Annotated in this window: 20 protein-coding genes; 9 read left to right on the forward strand and 11 right to left on the reverse strand. The window is 64.9% G+C overall.

What is annotated here, in order from left to right; genetic code table 11:
* Nucleotides 1-74 precede the first annotated feature (74 nt).
* The 6 genes from PUN71_RS18210 to PUN71_RS18235 all read right to left on the reverse strand — a co-directional run bounded on the left by PUN71_RS18210 (nucleotide 75) and on the right by PUN71_RS18235 (nucleotide 5,067).
* Complete coding sequence (locus PUN71_RS18210) at nucleotides 75-932, reverse strand: substrate-binding periplasmic protein (RefSeq protein ID WP_277799529.1); 858 nt, start codon at nucleotides 930-932, stop codon at nucleotides 75-77.
* A gap of 56 nt (nucleotides 933-988) precedes the next feature.
* The gene (locus PUN71_RS18215; RefSeq protein WP_277799530.1) at nucleotides 989-1,651 is read right to left on the reverse strand and encodes an amino acid ABC transporter permease; all 663 of its coding nucleotides are present in this window, start codon (nucleotides 1,649-1,651) and stop codon (nucleotides 989-991) included.
* On the reverse strand, nucleotides 1,651-2,298 hold the full coding sequence (locus tag PUN71_RS18220; RefSeq protein ID WP_277799531.1) for an amino acid ABC transporter permease: 648 nt from the start codon (nucleotides 2,296-2,298) through the stop codon (nucleotides 1,651-1,653). Before PUN71_RS18220 ends, PUN71_RS18215 begins: the two co-directional genes overlap by 1 nt.
* A 7-nt stretch (nucleotides 2,299-2,305) precedes the next feature.
* The gene (locus PUN71_RS18225; protein WP_277799532.1) at nucleotides 2,306-3,097 is read right to left on the reverse strand and encodes an amino acid ABC transporter ATP-binding protein; all 792 of its coding nucleotides are present in this window, start codon (nucleotides 3,095-3,097) and stop codon (nucleotides 2,306-2,308) included.
* Between the two features lie 210 nt (nucleotides 3,098-3,307).
* Nucleotides 3,308-4,636 carry a flavin monoamine oxidase family protein gene (locus tag PUN71_RS18230; protein ID WP_277799533.1) on the reverse strand — a complete coding sequence of 443 codons (1,329 nt, stop codon included), beginning with the start codon at nucleotides 4,634-4,636 and terminating at the stop codon, nucleotides 3,308-3,310.
* 254 nt (nucleotides 4,637-4,890) lie between these two features.
* The gene (locus PUN71_RS18235) at nucleotides 4,891-5,067 is read right to left on the reverse strand and encodes a hypothetical protein (RefSeq protein ID WP_283532417.1); all 177 of its coding nucleotides are present in this window, start codon (nucleotides 5,065-5,067) and stop codon (nucleotides 4,891-4,893) included.
* Between PUN71_RS18235 and PUN71_RS18240 the strand changes: the two genes are divergently transcribed.
* From PUN71_RS18240 to PUN71_RS18250, 3 genes are all read left to right on the forward strand, one after another.
* A complete protein-coding gene (locus PUN71_RS18240) occupies nucleotides 5,030-5,677 on the forward strand; it encodes a FadR/GntR family transcriptional regulator (RefSeq protein ID WP_283532416.1) in 648 nt (215 codons plus the stop codon). The genes PUN71_RS18235 and PUN71_RS18240 overlap by 38 nt on opposite strands.
* A complete protein-coding gene (locus PUN71_RS18245) occupies nucleotides 5,674-6,375 on the forward strand; it encodes a cache domain-containing protein (protein WP_277799535.1) in 702 nt (233 codons plus the stop codon). Before PUN71_RS18240 ends, PUN71_RS18245 begins: the two co-directional genes overlap by 4 nt.
* Nucleotides 6,376-6,456: 81 nt before the next feature.
* Nucleotides 6,457-7,125, forward strand: a complete 669-nt coding sequence (locus PUN71_RS18250; protein ID WP_277799536.1) for a GntR family transcriptional regulator — start codon at nucleotides 6,457-6,459, stop codon at nucleotides 7,123-7,125.
* Nucleotides 7,126-7,143: 18 nt separating this feature from the next.
* Here PUN71_RS18250 and PUN71_RS18255 read toward each other — a convergent pair whose 3' ends face one another.
* Nucleotides 7,144-7,728, reverse strand: a complete 585-nt coding sequence (locus tag PUN71_RS18255) for a TetR/AcrR family transcriptional regulator (RefSeq protein ID WP_277799537.1) — start codon at nucleotides 7,726-7,728, stop codon at nucleotides 7,144-7,146.
* 160 nt (nucleotides 7,729-7,888) lie between these two features.
* Between PUN71_RS18255 and PUN71_RS18260 the strand changes: the two genes are divergently transcribed.
* The 3 genes from PUN71_RS18260 to PUN71_RS18270 all read left to right on the forward strand — a co-directional run bounded on the left by PUN71_RS18260 (nucleotide 7,889) and on the right by PUN71_RS18270 (nucleotide 11,175).
* The gene (locus tag PUN71_RS18260) at nucleotides 7,889-8,233 is read left to right on the forward strand and encodes a cupin domain-containing protein (protein ID WP_043455846.1); all 345 of its coding nucleotides are present in this window, start codon (nucleotides 7,889-7,891) and stop codon (nucleotides 8,231-8,233) included.
* A 9-nt stretch (nucleotides 8,234-8,242) separates the two neighbouring features.
* On the forward strand, nucleotides 8,243-9,610 hold the full coding sequence (locus tag PUN71_RS18265) for a flavin monoamine oxidase family protein (protein WP_277799538.1): 1,368 nt from the start codon (nucleotides 8,243-8,245) through the stop codon (nucleotides 9,608-9,610).
* Nucleotides 9,611-9,699: 89 nt separating this feature from the next.
* A complete protein-coding gene (locus PUN71_RS18270; protein ID WP_277799539.1) occupies nucleotides 9,700-11,175 on the forward strand; it encodes an APC family permease in 1,476 nt (491 codons plus the stop codon).
* A gap of 8 nt (nucleotides 11,176-11,183) precedes the next feature.
* Here the strand turns inward: PUN71_RS18270 and PUN71_RS18275 are convergent, their stop codons facing one another.
* Nucleotides 11,184-11,813 (reverse strand): AmiS/UreI family transporter, encoded by a 630-nt coding sequence (locus PUN71_RS18275; protein ID WP_277799540.1) that lies wholly within the window; start codon nucleotides 11,811-11,813, stop codon nucleotides 11,184-11,186.
* 203 nt (nucleotides 11,814-12,016) lie between these two features.
* Here PUN71_RS18275 and gdhA point away from each other — a divergent pair, with 203 nt between their 5' ends.
* The gene (gene gdhA / locus PUN71_RS18280) at nucleotides 12,017-13,354 is read left to right on the forward strand and encodes an NADP-specific glutamate dehydrogenase (RefSeq protein WP_277799541.1); all 1,338 of its coding nucleotides are present in this window, start codon (nucleotides 12,017-12,019) and stop codon (nucleotides 13,352-13,354) included.
* Nucleotides 13,355-13,381: 27 nt separating this feature from the next.
* Here the strand turns inward: gdhA and PUN71_RS18285 are convergent, their stop codons facing one another.
* Entirely contained in the window at nucleotides 13,382-14,350 is a 969-nt protein-coding gene (locus PUN71_RS18285; RefSeq protein WP_277799542.1) for an AraC-like ligand-binding domain-containing protein, read from the reverse strand.
* A gap of 162 nt (nucleotides 14,351-14,512) precedes the next feature.
* Between PUN71_RS18285 and PUN71_RS18290 the strand changes: the two genes are divergently transcribed.
* Entirely contained in the window at nucleotides 14,513-15,187 is a 675-nt protein-coding gene (locus PUN71_RS18290) for a DUF1345 domain-containing protein (RefSeq protein ID WP_043455837.1), read from the forward strand.
* Nucleotides 15,188-15,224: 37 nt separating this feature from the next.
* The gene (locus PUN71_RS18295) at nucleotides 15,225-15,662 is read left to right on the forward strand and encodes a DUF1003 domain-containing protein (protein WP_043455835.1); all 438 of its coding nucleotides are present in this window, start codon (nucleotides 15,225-15,227) and stop codon (nucleotides 15,660-15,662) included.
* A 72-nt stretch (nucleotides 15,663-15,734) separates the two neighbouring features.
* On the opposite strand, the gene PUN71_RS18300 is transcribed toward PUN71_RS18295, so the two are convergent.
* Nucleotides 15,735-15,911, reverse strand: a complete 177-nt coding sequence (locus tag PUN71_RS18300; RefSeq protein ID WP_018770044.1) for a CsbD family protein — start codon at nucleotides 15,909-15,911, stop codon at nucleotides 15,735-15,737.
* Between the two features lie 85 nt (nucleotides 15,912-15,996).
* Nucleotides 15,997-16,602 (reverse strand): TetR/AcrR family transcriptional regulator, encoded by a 606-nt coding sequence (locus PUN71_RS18305; RefSeq protein ID WP_277799543.1) that lies wholly within the window; start codon nucleotides 16,600-16,602, stop codon nucleotides 15,997-15,999.
* Between the last annotated feature and the right edge of the window lie 50 nt (nucleotides 16,603-16,652).

Genomic DNA, 16,652 nt, shown 5'->3' on the forward strand with positions numbered 1-16,652 from the left:
CATTTCGCAAACACCAAGGGCGACGCTGGACAGGACATCCGGCGTCGCCCTTGGTGCAGGACTCTGGTGGTGGGTCAGAGCTCGCTGGGTGCGCCCGGCTCGCCGACTGAAGGATCGATTCCGTACTTTTCGAGAATCTTCTTGATGGTGCCGTCTTCGCGGAGCTTCTTGATGTCCTCGTCCAGTGCCTTGCCGAGGGCGTCGTTATCCAGGCTGGACGGCAACATGACCTGGCCCACCGCCGCGAACTGGGGAACGTTCGGGTTGGGCTTGACGTCGATCACCTGGGCGCCTTCGATGGGGGCGTCCTTGAAGCGGTACTTGGCAGACGCGGAGGAGGCTACCAGGGCGTCGATGCGGCCGGCCTTGAGGTCGCCGTAGATGGATTCGTCGTCCTGATAGATCTTGAACTTGTCTCCGAGCCACTTCTGCAGGCTGTCGTTCCAGAGGTTGCCGGCGACGGAGCCAACCACCTTGCCCTCAAGGTCGTCGCTGGTGATCCCCTTGGTGGAGACGATCGCCTGCGGATCGCTCCACAGCGGCGTGCTCATGTAGACGATCTTGGTGCGTTCCTTGGTGCGCAGCCAGTTCCCCGAACCGATGTCCACGCGCTTGGACTGCACGGACGGGATCACTGCACCGGCACCACCGGAAGTACTGACCGTTACCTTGACGCATTCGAGTTTGGCGATCTCGTTGATCAGGTCACCCTCCATGCCGGTGACATTGTCGCCCTGCAGGATCGTCGCGGGTGCGTAGTCGTAACTTGCCACCGTGAGCTCGCCCTGGTTGATGGTTTTGAGGTCGCTGTGGGCAGGCTTGCAGTCGCCGGAGCTGCTGGCAGTGTTGCCTCCGCCGCAGGCGGAGAGGCTGATCGCGAGCAAACCGGCGGCGGTGCCGGCCGAAAGTGCGCGCACGAGTGTACGGGACATTGGTTCTCTTTCTTGTTGAGCTGGTGGGGTGGGTCCCCGGGGATGGATGGGAGGATTCAGTTGCGTTGCAGATGCCGGCCGAGGCGCTGCTCCAGGATCCGAACCAGGCCGAGGAAGACGAGGGTGAGAGATCCGTAGATGACTGCGGTGAGGGTGTAGACACTGAGGTATTGGAACGTGATGGATCCGATTTCGAAGGCCTTGGACATCAGTTCGGGGACGGCGATCACGAAGGCCAGTGCACTGCCCTGGAAGATCAGGACCGCGAGCCCGGCCAAGGGCGGGGTGGAGATCCTCAGCGCCTGGGGCAGGATGATGAGCCGGAACCCTGTCCAGCCGCGCAGCCCGGAGGTCAGGGCCGCTTCCCGTTGGCCCAGCGGTACTGCGGCGATCCCGGCCCTGAAGTATTCGGAGGCGTAGGCCCCGGTGTTCCAGCTCAGCGCGATGACGGCTGTTGTGAACGACGTCAGGGTTATGCCGGCGTCGGGAAGGCTGAAGTACATCAGGTACAACAGCACCAGGGCCGGCAGTCCGCGACCGATCTCAACGAAGAAGAATGAGATCCACTGCAGTGGCATGATTTTCGCTGCTGCCATCACGGCGAACAGCAGCCCGAGCGGGAAACCGAAGAGCAGCGACAGTCCGGTCAACTGGAGGCTGACCAGCAGGCCTGGCGTGAGGTTCGGGATCCAGGTGAGCCATTGGTTGAGCACGTCCATCACGCGACCCCGATCTTCCTGCGCAGCGTGAGGTCGACGCGCCGGGAGACGAGTGCGACGATGAGGCTGATCACGATATAGAGCGCCCCGGCGACGACGAACGAGAGCAGGCCTTCGTGGGTCTGCTTGGCGCTTTGCTGGGCGTAGTAGGTGATTTCACGGACACCGATGGTTGAAGCCAGGGCGGAGTCCTTCAACAGGCCGATGCCGTACGTGGCGATAGCGGGCAGCGCGACCCGGAAGGCCTGCGGGGTGATGATGTGTCCGACGGTGGTGACCGCGCTGAGCCCGAGGGCATGGGCGGCCTCGCGCTGGCCGTCGGGGATGCTCAGCAGGCCCGAGCGGTAGATCTCGGCCATGAACGCCGAGGCGATGACGGAGAACCCGATGATCGCGGCCTGGATGGTGGTCAGCCGCAGCGCGAACTGGGGCAGGCCGAAGTAGATCAGGAACAGCCAGGTGATCGGCGGGATGACCCGGACGATGTTGATGTACAGGGTGGCAAGAGCCCGGATGGGGGCGATGGGTGAACGCGCAGCGCCCACAAGCACCAGGCCGATGATGCCGCCAAAGAGCAGTGATGCACCCGTGACGTAGAGGGTGAGCCCTACGCCCTGGGCGATCGAGGACAGCAGTTGCATGATCATGGCAGGCTCACCGGTCCAGCACGGCTTTGAGGAACTGCCGGGTACGGTCATTTTGCGGGTCCGACATGACCTGTTCGCTCGGGCCAATCTCCAGCACGCCGCCGTTGCCCATCACCATGATGCGGTTGGAGACATCGCGGGCGAAGTGCATCTCGTGGGTGACCACGAGCATGGTCATTCCCTCGTCGGCCAGGTCGCGCATGACGGCGAGGACTTCCAGGCCGATCTCGGGGTCAAGGGCCGAGGTCGGCTCATCGAAGAGCATCACCTTCGGCGACAGCGCCAGGGCGCGGGCGATGGCGATGCGCTGCTGCTGCCCGCCGGAAAGTCGCGCGGGGTAGGCTTTGGCCTTCTCGGGAAGACCCACCCGCTTCAGCAGCCGGTTTGCCACCTCTTCGGCCTGCTCCTTTGACGACCCCAGAACCTTGCGCTGGGGCAGGGTGATGTTCTCCATCACGGTCAGGTGCGGGAAGAGGTTAAAGCTCTGGAAGACCATTCCGGTGACCCGGCGAAGGTGGTCAAGGCTTGCCTTGTCCGGCAACTTCCCGCCAGCCACCACGTGCGCCCCGCCGATGGAAATCTCACCCTCGGTGGGAATCTCCAGGTAGTTCAAGCACCGCAGGAAGGTGCTCTTGCCGGCCCCGGAGGGCCCGATGATCGAGACTACTTCACCTTCGTTCATCGTGAGATTCACATCCGACAGAACGCGGGCAGCGCCATAACTCTTACCGAGGCCGGTGACGACAACCTCGCCTGAGAGCGCGATCGGCCTAGCTTTCGTGCCAAAACTTAAGCCCATTTTTGTTTCCTTCGATTAGTGGGCGCCTACAACGCTGAACCGGTTCCGCCTGTGCCTGCTCCCAGGTTCCGGCGGTACTGCGTTCTTCTTGGGCGGGCTGTCGAATACATCACAACAGCCTGTGCTTTACGTCACTTTAGTTAATTATTCATGCCCTGTCTAGATCTGTGATCACAAATCTAGAAATGTTTCCTGCCGCTTCATTGGTCTCTAGCCTGCCGCCGGCACGGAGTCGCGGATCAGGGATGCCACCCGTGCTGCTTCCGAATAGGCCCCGTGGGTTCCGGCGGTCTCCGAGGTGTAGTCGCCGGCGAAATGGAGTGATCCGACGGGCTTCTGCAGCTCGGGGAGCGCGGCGGCACGTTCCGGATTAAGCAGGGCGAAGCAGTGTTCCCAGGTCTGGGCGTGCACGGCGATAATCCTGCCCCTCAACTCCGGGGCAACCGTATGGACGGCTTCAATCCACTGGTCGATCCGCGCCTTATCCTGCTCAAAGCCGGGCTGGAAGCCAGCGGAATTCCCGTAGCACGTCAGCTGGAGGATTTTGGTCCTTGCGGTGAATTCCGTACCGCCAGGGACTGGATTGATAATCGCATCGAACGGCATCCCAACAGTTGTAATAAAGGACCAGTCCCGAAGGTGCGGGAGCCCCTCGATGTTTGCAACGACGTTGAGGGTGGTGCTGCCGGGCGTGCCGACTTTGCCCAAGGCTTTCAGCTTCCATTCCGGCAGGCTCTTGGCAAGCTGTGGCACCAGCGGAGCCGGAACGGCAAGAACAACCTGCCGCGCCCACAAGGCCTCTTCCCCGTCAGGGCCTGATGCGGAGACCCTGTAAGCGTCCTCATCGGGAACATAGGCCACGTCGTCGACACGGGTGTTGAAACGTACGGCCTCCCCGGGGAGGCGGCCCAGAATGGCCTTTGGGATAGCCTGCATTCCAGCCACGGCAAACAACCGGTTGTTCTTTTCCCGGGCCAGGTAGCTTGCGAAGTAGCGCAGGGCGTATTTGGCTGACAGCCGCATTGGATCACCCACCGCGCCGCCACGAATCGCTGTCGCAATGATGTCCCGGACGGCCGGTTGGAGTCCGCGAAGGCGGTCCGCCACCGTTTCATCCGCCAGCTGTTTCAGGTCGTTGCGCAGAACGCCGTCGCTGGTGCTTTGAAAGTACTCTTTGAGCGAGGCATCAATGAATTCCTTCAGATCGGACTTCTCGGAAGCACTCAGGTCCAACCGTGCGACCAGATCCTCATTGGTCTCCGCGACGATGGTGCTGCCGTTCACGTGGATGCCATATGTCTCGGGGTGGAAAGGCACGGTTTCCACACCCAGTTCCGCAGCAATTTCTTCCGTCTTAGTGCCCCTGTAGATGAACATCGCGCCGGAGTTCGCTAGGGTCCCGGCCAGGGGGACGGTGCGCGACCTGCCGCCGACATCACTGCCGGCCTCCAGCAGGCAGACGTCGAGCTTGAGGTCACGCAGATAGTAGGCGGTGCCAAGCCCTGCCGCGCCGGCGCCGACAATCAGTACATCGTGCATCGTCCAACCTTTTCTAGATATGGGGAGTGCGGTATGGCGGGACCCTGCCGGCCGACCTTCCTGCCGCGCCCCCGGTCCCCTTGGGTGCGTCCATGTGATCACGTCTACACGGTGTCGTCAAGAGATATATCAGTGGAATGGCAAATAAGACCGTCCTCCCGGGGTTGGACGCCCCGCCTGTGACCAGTGCGGGGATAATCTATGGTTCTAAGGATTAATGCTTTTATCGATCGCGAAGGAGCGCATCTGTTGGTCTACGCGCCCGGTGACTTGGGGTCGGTCTCCTTGCGCGCCCTCGAAATGGCGGCCCAGGTGAGGACGCCCGGCCGTGAGGTCCTGGGCAGGGCCGAACAGGTGACCCAGCAGTTGGAGAGCGCCATCGGATTGGGGCTCATGAACCCGGGCGAGAGACTGCCGCCGGAATCTGTCATGGCAGAACATCTGGGGGTTTCTCCACTTACTCTTCGGCAATCATTGGCCGTCCTGCGCAGCAGGGGACTCTTGGGTACCCGTCGTGGCAGGGGCGGGGGCAGCTACGTTGCCAGCGTTCTTCCCGTCCGTGAGGCGGAGATCATTCGGGAACTCCGAAACCATAAAAGCGACGACCTTCGCGACCTGATTGATTTGGCCGCCGCCACCGCCGGGTCTGCCGCGCGCCTGGCGTCGCAACGGGCGGACGAACAGGACGTACGCCGCCTGCGCAGCCTTGGCCGCCGTTTTCGTGATTGCGCGGAACCGCACATGCTGCGCCAGGCGGACGCCCGGCTCCACATCGGATTGGGAGTGGCTGCCCAATCACGCCGTCTTACCTCGCTCCTAATCCAGGTCCATGCCGAACTGTCACCCCTGACGTGGGGGGACGCGTGGCTGAACGAACAGGCCAACGCCGACGGGGAGCACTCGGCCCTGTTGGACCTTATCGAGAAGGGAGACGCCGCGGCCGCGGAAGATGTCGCCATCGCCCACTTCGAGCGTGAAGGCGCGCTCATTGTGGACCAGCACCTTGCCCTCCTGACATCGGACTTGGCGGACGCGCCATGACGGCCCACGCTGGAGTCCTCCTCTCCACGGCGCAGGCCCTTGGCCTTCGGCTTGAGGGGGTTTTTGCCGCCCTGGGCGAACTCGCGGAAGCCTCGGCGTCAATCCTTTCCCGGCCCGCAACACCGCATGCCGCACTGGAATCGCTGAAGCCGATAGTGGAGCGGGTGGTGGCGGCCCAGGACGGATTGGTGGACAGCGCCGGCATATCTGTTGTCCCGGGCGTGCTTGCCGACACTGAGGCGTGGCATCAGTGGTGGACCCAGGTCAAAGGAAGATTGGTCTTCATTCCCCACAACCTCAATCCCGCGTCAGTTAACTATTACGACTACACCGACATGACGTGGTTTGAACGCCCCCTCGCGTCGGGAGGCCCGGAACTCATCGGCCCCTACATCGACTTCGGCGGTGCCGACATGAAGGTAGTTACGGCATCCCTGCCCGTGTCCCAGGGGCGGCGGGCGCTGGCGGTGGCGGGAGCGGACCTGTCCATGGAGGGCATCGAACGCATCTTCTTGAAGAACCTGGGCCGCAGGCGCGAGGACATCGCACTCGTGACAATAACGGGCAAGGTGGTGGCCTCCAACAGTGCACGCTTCGCACCGGGCACGCGGTTTGAGGGTGAACCGTCCACTGAAGCTTCAGTGCCCGTCCACATCGCCGGCCTCGCGGGGCCGCCCTGGCGTCTTGTGGCCGGCTGACCGCCGGCTGTCCCGGGAGGCTCCGATAGACTGGCTTCCCGAACTGAACCCGCAGGCCGATTCCTTTGAAGAAAGCTGCATATGACTGGTGACCGCGCGGAGGCCATGAGGCCCCTATCCACGGGCACCCTGGCGCACTTCGCATACGAAGAACTCCGCGAACGGCTCATCACCCTGGATATCCTGCCCGGCCATCCGCTGAATGAGGTCCAGCTTGCGGCTTCGCTGGGTGTGGGCAGGACAGCCGTCCGTGAAGCGCTTACCCGTCTTGAATGCGATCACCTCGTCGTTTCCTACCCCCGCAAAGGCACCTTTGCCACCATGGTGGATCTCGCGGAGCTGGCCGATGTCTCGGAAATCCGGATGCTCCTGGAGCCCCTTGCGGTCAGGCGGGCTGCCGGGAACGCGAACCAGGAACTCAAGCGCGAGTTGCTGCAGCGGGCCGAGTTCCTGGAGCAGTTGGATCCTGCAACCGACCAGCGGTCACTCATGCAGCACGATATGGCGGTGCACCGGCTGATCTACCGGGCGGCCGGGAGTTCGCGGCTGGAGGAGATCCTGGTCCGCTACGACAACCTGGCCACGCGCATCTGGTGCTTCCTTTTGGACAAGCTGCCTTCTGTGTCCGGGGAGATCAGGGAGAACGCGGTCCTGCTTCGGGCCATAGCCAGCGGGGACGGCGAACGGGCCTCGTCACTTGCCCTCGAAGCTATTTCCGCTTTCGAAGCGACAGTCCGAAAGGTCATTTAGGGGCCTGTTGGCCGGGCGCTAAGCCCCGCGCCGCAAAAGCACCACCTGGTGCACTTCCTCAAGGGCGGCGGCAATCTGGTCCCGTCCCACCCCCGCAAGATACTGCAGCACCAGTCCGTCCAGGGCCGCGAAGAGCGAGCGGGCCACCACCCGGACGTCGCCCTGGAGGCCGAATGCCTCCAGCCCCTCGGCCAGGGCGCTGACATAGCTCTCGTACAGCTGCGCCACGGGGCCAGCCAGTTCCGGCCGCCGCCGTGCTTCCAGGATCATCTCGTACTGGAACGCCTGCAGGCCCGGGTCCTCAAGGAGCAGGTCCAGCAGCGCCTCGGTGAAGGAGCCCTCCTGCCCGGCCGCCTCGCGCAGCCGGGACGCGGCGATGGACTGCTCGGACGCCCACTGCAGTGCCGCGGCAATCAGCGCATCCCTGGACCCGAAATGGTGTGCCACCAGGCTGTTGTTGACGCCGGCGGCCTCGGCGACGGCCCGGTATGTCATCCCGCGCAGGCCCTTCTGCGCCACCACGTCCACCACGGCCCGCAGCAGCGCTTCGCGGCCGGTGCCGTACTTGGAAGGGGAAGCGCTGCGGGCGTCGGAAGGCGTCATGTCGACGATTCTAGCCAGCCGCAGGAGGTCCATCGCTGCCTCTTGACTTAAAACTAAGCAATTGCTTAGATTGCTTCCACGCCGTGATGTCAGTCACAGCACCGGCGCAAACACCATTGAATTCCGGCAACTGCCGGGCCCTTCCCACCTGGAGCAAACCATGGCAACAACTCCTGCCTTCACTACCTCGTCATCCCTCGATCCCGCCAAGAACGAGCCCTTCGAACTGGGCCGGGTCCAATGGGTCCGCCGCTTCGGTGAGGGCGGCCGGCCGGCCCTCGCCTGCGGTTACTGGCACGTCGACCCAAGGGAGGCGCCCGAACCTTTCGACCTCGTTATGGACGCTGACGAAACCATCCACATCATCGAGGGCCACCTCCGGATCGAGGTGGAGGGTGGCGAGGTGTATGAGCTCACGGCCGGGGCTGCGGCGTCCTTCAACAAAGGTGCCCGCACGCGCTGGGCCGTGCTGGCACCCACCGTCGAATTCTTCGTCTACTCCTAGGCGCGTCCCGTGGATCAGGAACACAACATGCAGCAGGAGTGCAGCGAGGAAGGAATCGGCGGCCTGGACGTTGTCGTCATAGGTGCCGGATTCGCCGGCCTCACCGCCGCACGGGAGCTTACCCGGCAGGGATTGAATGTGCGCATCGTGGAAGCCCGGGACCGGATCGGCGGCAGGACCTGGCTGGACCACCGGCTGGGCCGCGACCTGGAGATCGGCGGCACCTGGGTGCACTGGACCCAGCCGTACGTCTGGGCCGAGCTGAAAAGGTACGGCATCGGAACCGTGGCAAGCCCGGAGCCGCAGCGGGCCTTCTGGTGGGCCGGGGGTGCCCGCCGGGAAGGTGACCCGGCCCGGCTCCTGGAGCTGATCGGCACGTACAACGCCGCGTTCGTGCAGGAGTCCCGCCGCTATTTCCCCGAACCCTTCCGTCCGTTGGCCACCGGGGATTTCAAGGCAATCGACCACATCTCCGTCCGGGACCGGATCCGGGAGCAGTTCCCGGCAGGCCCGGAGCGGGATATCCTGGAGTCCTTTTGGGCGTTGAATTTCAACGGGCCGCTGGATGACGCCGCGCTCACCCAGGCCCTGCGCTGGGTGGCCCTGACCAACGGTGACTGGGCCGTCAACTTCGAAGCCTGTGCCACCTATAAAATCCAGGGCGGCACCGCGGCACTTGCCGCGGCCATCCTCCGGGACGCCCGGACCGTCGTCGACTTCGGTTTCGTTGTTTCACGGATCAGCGACGACGGCGGCATGGTCACCGTCCGCAGCACGGACGGGCGTACCGTCACCGCCAGGACCGCAATCGCCACCGTTCCGCTGCACGCCCTGGGCGCCATCAATTTCGAGCCGCCGCTGCCGCCCGCCCAGGCCGACGCCGCACGGGGCGGACAAGTATCCAGGGGCGTCAAGGTATGGATCCGGCTGCGGGGTGAACTCCCACCCTTCGTCGCCCTGGGCAACGCGGACTGGCCGCTGAACTTCTTCCAGGCGGAATACACGCTCGACGGCGACACAATCGCCGTCGGCTTCGGCCCGGACGCGTCGAAGATCGACGCCGGAGACGCCGCGGCAGTGCAGGCGCAGTTGGCCCGGCTGGTGCCCGACGCCGACGTACGGGACGTCGCCACGCATGACTGGGTGGCGGATCCGCTGGCGGGGGAGACCTGGCCGATGCACCGGACCGGATTCCTGGCCAACCAGCTCGCTGCCCTGCAGGCAGGGCACGGAAACGTGTTCTTCGCCGGCTCGGACATCGCCAACGGCTGGGGCGGCTTCATTGACGGTGCCATCGAGAGCGGCATGGAATCTGCACTGGCAGCGGCTTCGAATATCGCAGGCCGCACCGGCACTGCGCTGACCGACAACAACTGATCGCTGGCGGACAAAGCCGCGGCGCGGGCCGCTGCCAAGCTGGATCCCACAGCAATTTTCCCGAGCTCATGACCGTTAAGAAGGATCCAATGAGTATTTCGAATTCCGAGACCCGGACCACTGACGCTCCGGCCAAGGAGCATTCCACGGCACTGCGCGCCGGCAGCATCGGCGTGCTGGGCATCCTGTTCTTCGTCCTCTCCGCCCAGGCGCCCCTGACGGGGATCGTGGGCGCAGCGCCGCTCGCCGCGGCGCTGGGCAACGGTGCCGGCGCGCCGGGCGCCTACTTGATCGTGGGCATCGTCATCGTGATCTTCGCCGTCGGCTTCGTGGCCATGAGCCGGAAGATCCAGGCCAACGGCGCGTTCTACGCCTACGTCACGGCAGCATTCGGCAGGCGGACCGGAGCCGGCGCCGCCTGGCTGGCCCTGCTGGCCTACAGCACCGTCCAGGCTGCCATGTACGGACTCTACGGCGCCGCCTTCTCCGGGCTCCTGGCTTCCGCCGGACTGGAGGTTCCCTGGTGGCTGCTGGCCCTGGCGACCATGGCGGGGGTCCAGGTACTGGGTTCCCTCAACATCGAACTCGGTGCCCGCGTGCTGGCCGTGCTGGTGGGACTCGAGGTGGCCATCCTCCTGATGTTCGGCTTCACCGTACTGTTCCACGGCGGCGGCCCGGAAGGCATCAACGTTGCCGCATCCTTCTCGCCGGAAGCCATCGGCGCAGGTGCTCCAGGCGTTGCCATCATGTTCGCCGTGGCTTCCATGTTCGGTTTCGAATCGACGGCCATCTACTCCGCCGAGGCCAAGGACCCGCACCGCACCGTGGCCCGTGCAACCTACCTGTCAGTCGGGGTCATCTCGGTGTTCTTCGCCTTCATCTCCTGGATGCTGGTCAGCTACTACGGGCCCTCCCAGGTAATGGACGCCGCCGGCGCCGCCCTCGAATCCGGGGACGCCACCTCCTTCGTCATGGGCCCGCTCGTGGACCTGTTCGGCCCCTGGGCGGGCATTGTGGCCGGCATCCTCCTGGTCACCTCGCTGCTGGCCGGCATCATCGCCTTCCACAACGGCATCAACCGCTACCTCCACTCCCTGGCCCTGCGCGGTTCCATGCCTGCGGTCCTCGCCCGGACCAACCGGCACCGCGCACCCGCGGTGGCCGCATGGGTCCAGTCCGCCACCGCCGTCGTGCTGGTGGTGCCGTTCGCCATCCTGGCGCTGGACCCGGTGCTGACCCTGTTCTCCTGGTTCAGTGGCCTGGCCGTGGCGGCACTGCTGGTGCTGTACATGCTGTGCTCCGCCGCCGTCGTCGCATTCTTCCGCCGGGAACGCGCCGGAGCCCAGCTGTGGCAGACCCGCATCGCCCCCGTCCTGGCGGCGGTCCTGCTGGCCTGGGTCCTCAGCCTGGTGGTCAGCAACTTCACGGCCCTCATTGGCGGCAGTGCCGAGACGGCCACGGCCCTGCTGGTGGCGGTCCCCGTGGTCTTCCTGGCCGGCGTGCTGGTGGAGTGGGCCATCCAGCGCCGCCACCACGTCGCCGCCTTGGGCCACGCGCTTACGTAGCCACCGGATTACCTGGCGGGCAGCGGCTTTCCGGCACTGGCCCGGCGCGGAACTTTTGGTCCGCGCCGGGCCAGCACGCGTGCCGTCCCGAACAGGCTGCCCAGCAGCAGCGCCGCAAGCCATGCCACGAAGCCGCCAGCCGGCCACCATCCCGCCAGGCCAAGAAGGGCGGGAACGGTGGCGGACATCTGGCTGGTCAGCACCAGCGACCAGCCAGCGAACGGCTCCAGGCGTCCTGCGCCGAGGGCCAGGCACGCGAACAGCAGCCCCCAGAGCGCGCTCCAGCACAGCCAGAGCACCGCCAGGAGTGGATCGCTGCCCAGCCAGGCAGCCGCCAGCTGCATCCCGCAGAATGCCACCATTCCGCAGAACCAGCCGAGCCCGCGGGACCCGAGGGCCAGCAGCGCATCCAGCCCCGAATACACGTAAGTAATTCCAAACAGGAACATGCCAGCCGCCGTCAACAGGTCAGCAGGAGCGTGCCCGGCGGTGGAGACATGGACGACGCCGAGCACCAGCTGGGTGCCGCCCACCACCAGGCTGAGGACGGCGGCGTCCCGGCGGGGCAGGTGCCCAAGGGTGGCCAGGCCGTTGACCAGCAGGGCGGCGCCGGAGAGCAGGAGGCAGACGTACGGCATCAGGCCAGTCCTCTTCTGTGCAGGCCCAGAAGAAATATCACAAAGCGGAATTTTTCTGTCACAATACGGAGATTAGCGCAGGCGGGATGTTTCGGCTAATGGAGGCCGGTCGTAATCCGATAGGTTGAAGCGTAAACCTATTGGGGCGACGCGGCCTGCCTGGCGCCCGCTGCCACACCGGTGCCGAGGTAAGGATAGAGTTTATGGACGCACGGCTGGAAGCCATCAGGGATACCGTCCTGGCGCGGAATCCCGGCGAGGCGGAGTTCCACCAGGCCGTGGTGGAGGTCTTCGAAAGCCTGGGCCCAGTCCACGACCGCCACCCCGAATTTCTCGAAGCCGCCATCCTGGAACGCCTCTGCGAACCTGAGCGCCAGATCATCTTCCGCGTCCCGTGGACGGACGACGCCGGCCGCGTCCGGATCAACCGCGGCTTCCGCGTCGAGTTCAACTCGGCGCTGGGGCCCTACAAGGGCGGCCTGCGCTTCCATCCCTCGGTGTACCTGGGCATCGTCAAGTTCCTCGGTTTCGAGCAGATCTTCAAGAACGCGCTCACCGGCATGCCCATTGGTGGCGGCAAGGGCGGCTCCGACTTCGACCCCCGCGGCCGCAGCGACGCCGAAGTCATGCGGTTCTGCCAGTCCTTCATGACCGAGCTCTACCGCCACATCGGCGAATACACCGACGTTCCCGCGGGCGACATCGGCGTGGGCGGCCGTGAAATCGGATACCTCTTCGGCCAGTACAAGCGCATCACCAACAGGTACGAGTCCGGCGTGCTGACCGGCAAGGGGGTCTCCTGGGGCGGATCCCTGGTCCGGCCCGAGGCAACCGGCTTCGGGACCGTGATCTTCACCCAGGAGATGTTGAAGACGCGCGGAACGTCCTTGGAGGGCCAGCGCGTGGTGGTCTCCGGTTCCGGCAACGTGGCCATCAATGCCATCGCCAAGGCGCAGTCCCTCGGCGCCACCGTGGTTGCCTGCTCCGACTCCTCCGGCTACGTGGTGGACGAGACGGGCATCGACGTCGCGCTGCTCCGGGAGGTGAAGGAAGTGCAGCGGGCGCGCCTCAAGGAGTATGCCGAGCGGCGGGCCGGCGTTTCGTATGTGGACGGCGGCTCCGTCTGGGACGTCGGCGCGACGGTGGCGCTGCCCTGCGCTACCCAGAACGAGCTCGACGGCGGTGCTGCCGCCCGGCTGGTCCGCGGCGGCCTGGTCGCGGTGGGTGAAGGCGCCAACATGCCGTCGACGCGCGGCGCCATCGCTGTGTTCCAGGAAGCGGGGGTGCTGTTCGGGCCCGGCAAGGCGGCGAACGCAGGCGGCGTGGCGACGTCGGCACTGGAGATGCAGCAGAACGCCAGCCGGGATTCGTGGTCCTTTGAGCATACCGAGGAGCGGCTGACGGACATCATGGTGGGCATCCATGAGCGCTGCGCCGCCACTGCAGAGGAATACGGCGAGCCCGGCAACTACGTGCTGGGCGCGAACATCGGCGGCTTCGTCAAGGTGGCCGACGCGATGCTGGCGCAGGGTTTGATCTAGCGGGACGCCGAGGGGCAGTGCCCCGGGTCAGCCGCGGCGCCACTGGGTGGGGGGGACTCCGAAGGCGTCGCGGAAGGTCCGGCTGAAGTGGGCCGCGTCCAGGAATCCCCAGGTGGCCGCTACCGCGCCCACGGACTTGCCGGCGTGCAGGGGATCCCGCAGGTCCCGGCGGGCGCCCTCCAGCCGCTGGCTCCGGATGAAGCTTGCAACGGTGGTGCCGCTCTCGTGGAAGACGTTATGCAGGTGCCGGGTGGAAATGAAGTGTGCCGCTGCGATGCCCGCCGGGGACAGCAGGGGGTCGGACAGGTTGGCCTCGATGTACTCGCGGATGCACACGGCCAGCAGTGCCTGCGGCTTCATCCGGTCGGGGGAGATGTCCATTTCCGCATGCAGCATGGTGGACACCAGGTCCAGTGCGTTCGTGGCGAGCCGGGAGCCGCTGGGACCGTTCAGGACATCCAGGTTCGCCGAGAGTTCCCGGATGAACTGGCCCACGATGCCGCTGAGGCCGCCGCCGCCCATCCTGACCGCCGCAAGCTGGCCCACGTAGTCCGCCGGCAGGGACAGGGCATCGCAGGGGAACATGAGCACCATGATCCGGGTCTGGTCCTCGAAGGCGAGCGTGTACGGCCGGTTGGTGTCATAGATGGCCAGGTCGCCGGGCTGGAGCACGGCTTCCCGGTTGTCCTGGATCAGCAGGCCGGTTCCTTCCAGCTGCAGGTTCAACTTGAAGTAGCGCTCATGGGCCTGGGCAATCAATGCCGGCGTGCGGTGCACCTCGTGCGATGTGGCTGTGACTTCCACGATCGACATCCGGTCCAGCACCCGGGACCGCATCTGTCCCTGGAATCCGTCCACGTCATCGGTCCTGGCGGTAAGGGGCACAAAAGACTCCGCCACCAGGTGCTTCCAGTGGTCGAACGACGCGGCAACGCTCGAGGTGAGATGCTGGCTGGTTTCCCGGGACATCGCCCCGGTTGAAGCTGGTGCTGGCATTGAGGTTCCTTGCGACGGGCTGCAGCATGGCGGTTCCCCCGGTTGTGTCGTGGGACACAGTCCACCCAGATTAACGGCACCGGAACTTATTTTCAACAGTTGGCGAAAATAAAGTTCTTGCTTTGCCAGCCTGCCCCAAGGCTCCCATGCCATGATCAGGCCATGAATCGCGTCCCGGCCACGGCTGAACAGCACCGCAACTACAACTCCCGGGCGCACCACTCCCGCCTTCGGGTGCTGGTGATGCTCGCCGTCGGACTCCTGGCGGCGCTGGGTGTGGGATTGCTGGGCAGCTGGCAGTATGCCCCCGCCGCTGGCTGGGCTGCTTCCTCGGCCACTTACCTGGTCTGGGTGTGGAGCGTCATCGGCCGCCTTGGTCCGGCCGCCACGGCTGCCCATGCCCGGAGGGAGGACCCGGGCCGTGTGTTCTCCGACGCCCTGGTCCTTACGGCCACCGTGGCCAGCTTTGCCGGGGTGGGACTGATCCTGCTGGATGCCTCCAGTGCCCAGGGCCTGACCAAGGATGCGACCGTTGCCATGGCGCTGGGCAGTATCGCCCTGTCCTGGTTCCTGGTGCACACGCTCTTCACCCTGCGGTATGCCGCCATCTATTACCAGGGCGGTACCGGTGTCGACTTCAATGAGGATGAGCCGCCCAGCTATGCGGACTTTGCCTATCTGGCGTTCACGGTGGGCATGACGTTCCAGGTCTCGGACACCGACCTGAAAACCAGGGCGATCCGTTCCACGGTCCTGCGGCAGGCGCTCCTGTCCTACCTCCTCGGCGCCATCGTGCTGGCCACCACCATCAACCTGGTATCCGGACTCATCCATTAGCCGCCTCCGCTGTGGAGCCAGGACATATTCTGGGGCCATGGCGGAGATGAGAATGAACTGGCACCGGCGGCACAAAGAAGGCCTCAGCGCAGGTGACCGGGCGGCGGATACCCTGCGGAACGGCATGGGCAGCTGGCCGTTTGTGGGCATTTTCGTGGGTTCCATGGGGCTGTGGGCGGCGGTGAACTCGTTCGTCCTGGCCAGCCGGGCCTGGGATCCCTACCCCTACATCCTGCTGAACCTTTTCCTGTCCATGCTGGCCGGCCTCCAGGGTGCGATCCTGCTCATTGCGGCGAAGCGACAGGATGCCATCGCCTCAGCCATGGCCCAGCATGACTACGAGACGGATGTCCGCGCGGCCGCGCAGATCGAAATGCTCATGAACATTAATGCCGAGCAGCTGAGGCTGCTGCAGGAACTGCGCGACCTCAGGGACAACCCGCAGGGCGGCAGCGCCGGGCCCGGACTCTCCTGACGCTGGAATTCCCCTTAAACCAGCAATGGGTGCAACTCCCGCAGGAGCTGCACCCATTATTGCAAGCGCCAATTAATCCTTCTTGAAGGCATCCTTGACGTGCTCGCCGGCCTGCTTGAGGTCCGACTTTGCCTGGTCCGTCTGGCCTTCAGCCTTCAGGCTTTCATCGCCTGTGGCGTTTCCGGCAGCTTCCTTGCCCTTGCCGCCGAGCTTCTCTGCTGCGTTGCCGATCTTGTCATCCAAACCCATGGAGATGCTCCTTACAGTTCGTGCTCGCTCCGGCATTCGCCAGAACCTGACCAGTCAATAGTAAGCATACTTTCGAGTTTGGCGCTCATTTCCCGCCGGGATTTTTTTCCAGCAGGGTCAGATAGCCCTCCAGCTGCGCTTCATGCCCGAACCGGGCCTTGCCCTCCGGCGCCAGTGCGGCCTCGATCTGCGCGCCGAGCAGCATGTTGAGAAGTTGGCCGGCCAGGATGCCGTCGTCGACACGGGCCCCGATGGCCCCACTGTCCCGCGCCTCCGAGAGATAGCGGCGGATTGCCGATATCCATTCCGCCATGGACTGCTGGTGGATTTTGGCCTTCTGGGGATCGTTGACTGCCTTTTGCCAGAACGGAATGACGATGCGCGCCTCGTTGACGCGCTCCTCATCCAGGGGGAGGACTTCCAGGCAGAAGGCGCGCAGCGCGGCCAGTCCGGACTTTCCGGCCGTGACCTTGGCGATCCGCTGGTTGGTCCGGTTGAAGACGTGGCTGAAGGCGAATTCGAGCAGCGTGTCCTTCGTGGGGAAGTAGGGCTTCAGGGCACCGTTGGCAAAGCCGGCCTCCATGGCGATTTCACGCATGGTGGCACTCTCCAGGCCCTGGCGGGCGATGATCCGCCAGGTGGCATCCACGAGTTCCAGGCGGCGCTCGTCATGGTCAACTATCTTGGGCACCGCGGCGTCTCCCCGGAAATATTTTTGCTCAGGCTCTTGTGAGCCATGTT

It is taken from the genome of Arthrobacter sp. NQ7 (assembly GCF_029581595.2).
GTDB classification, from domain to species: Bacteria; Actinomycetota; Actinomycetes; order Actinomycetales; family Micrococcaceae; genus Arthrobacter; species Arthrobacter phenanthrenivorans_B.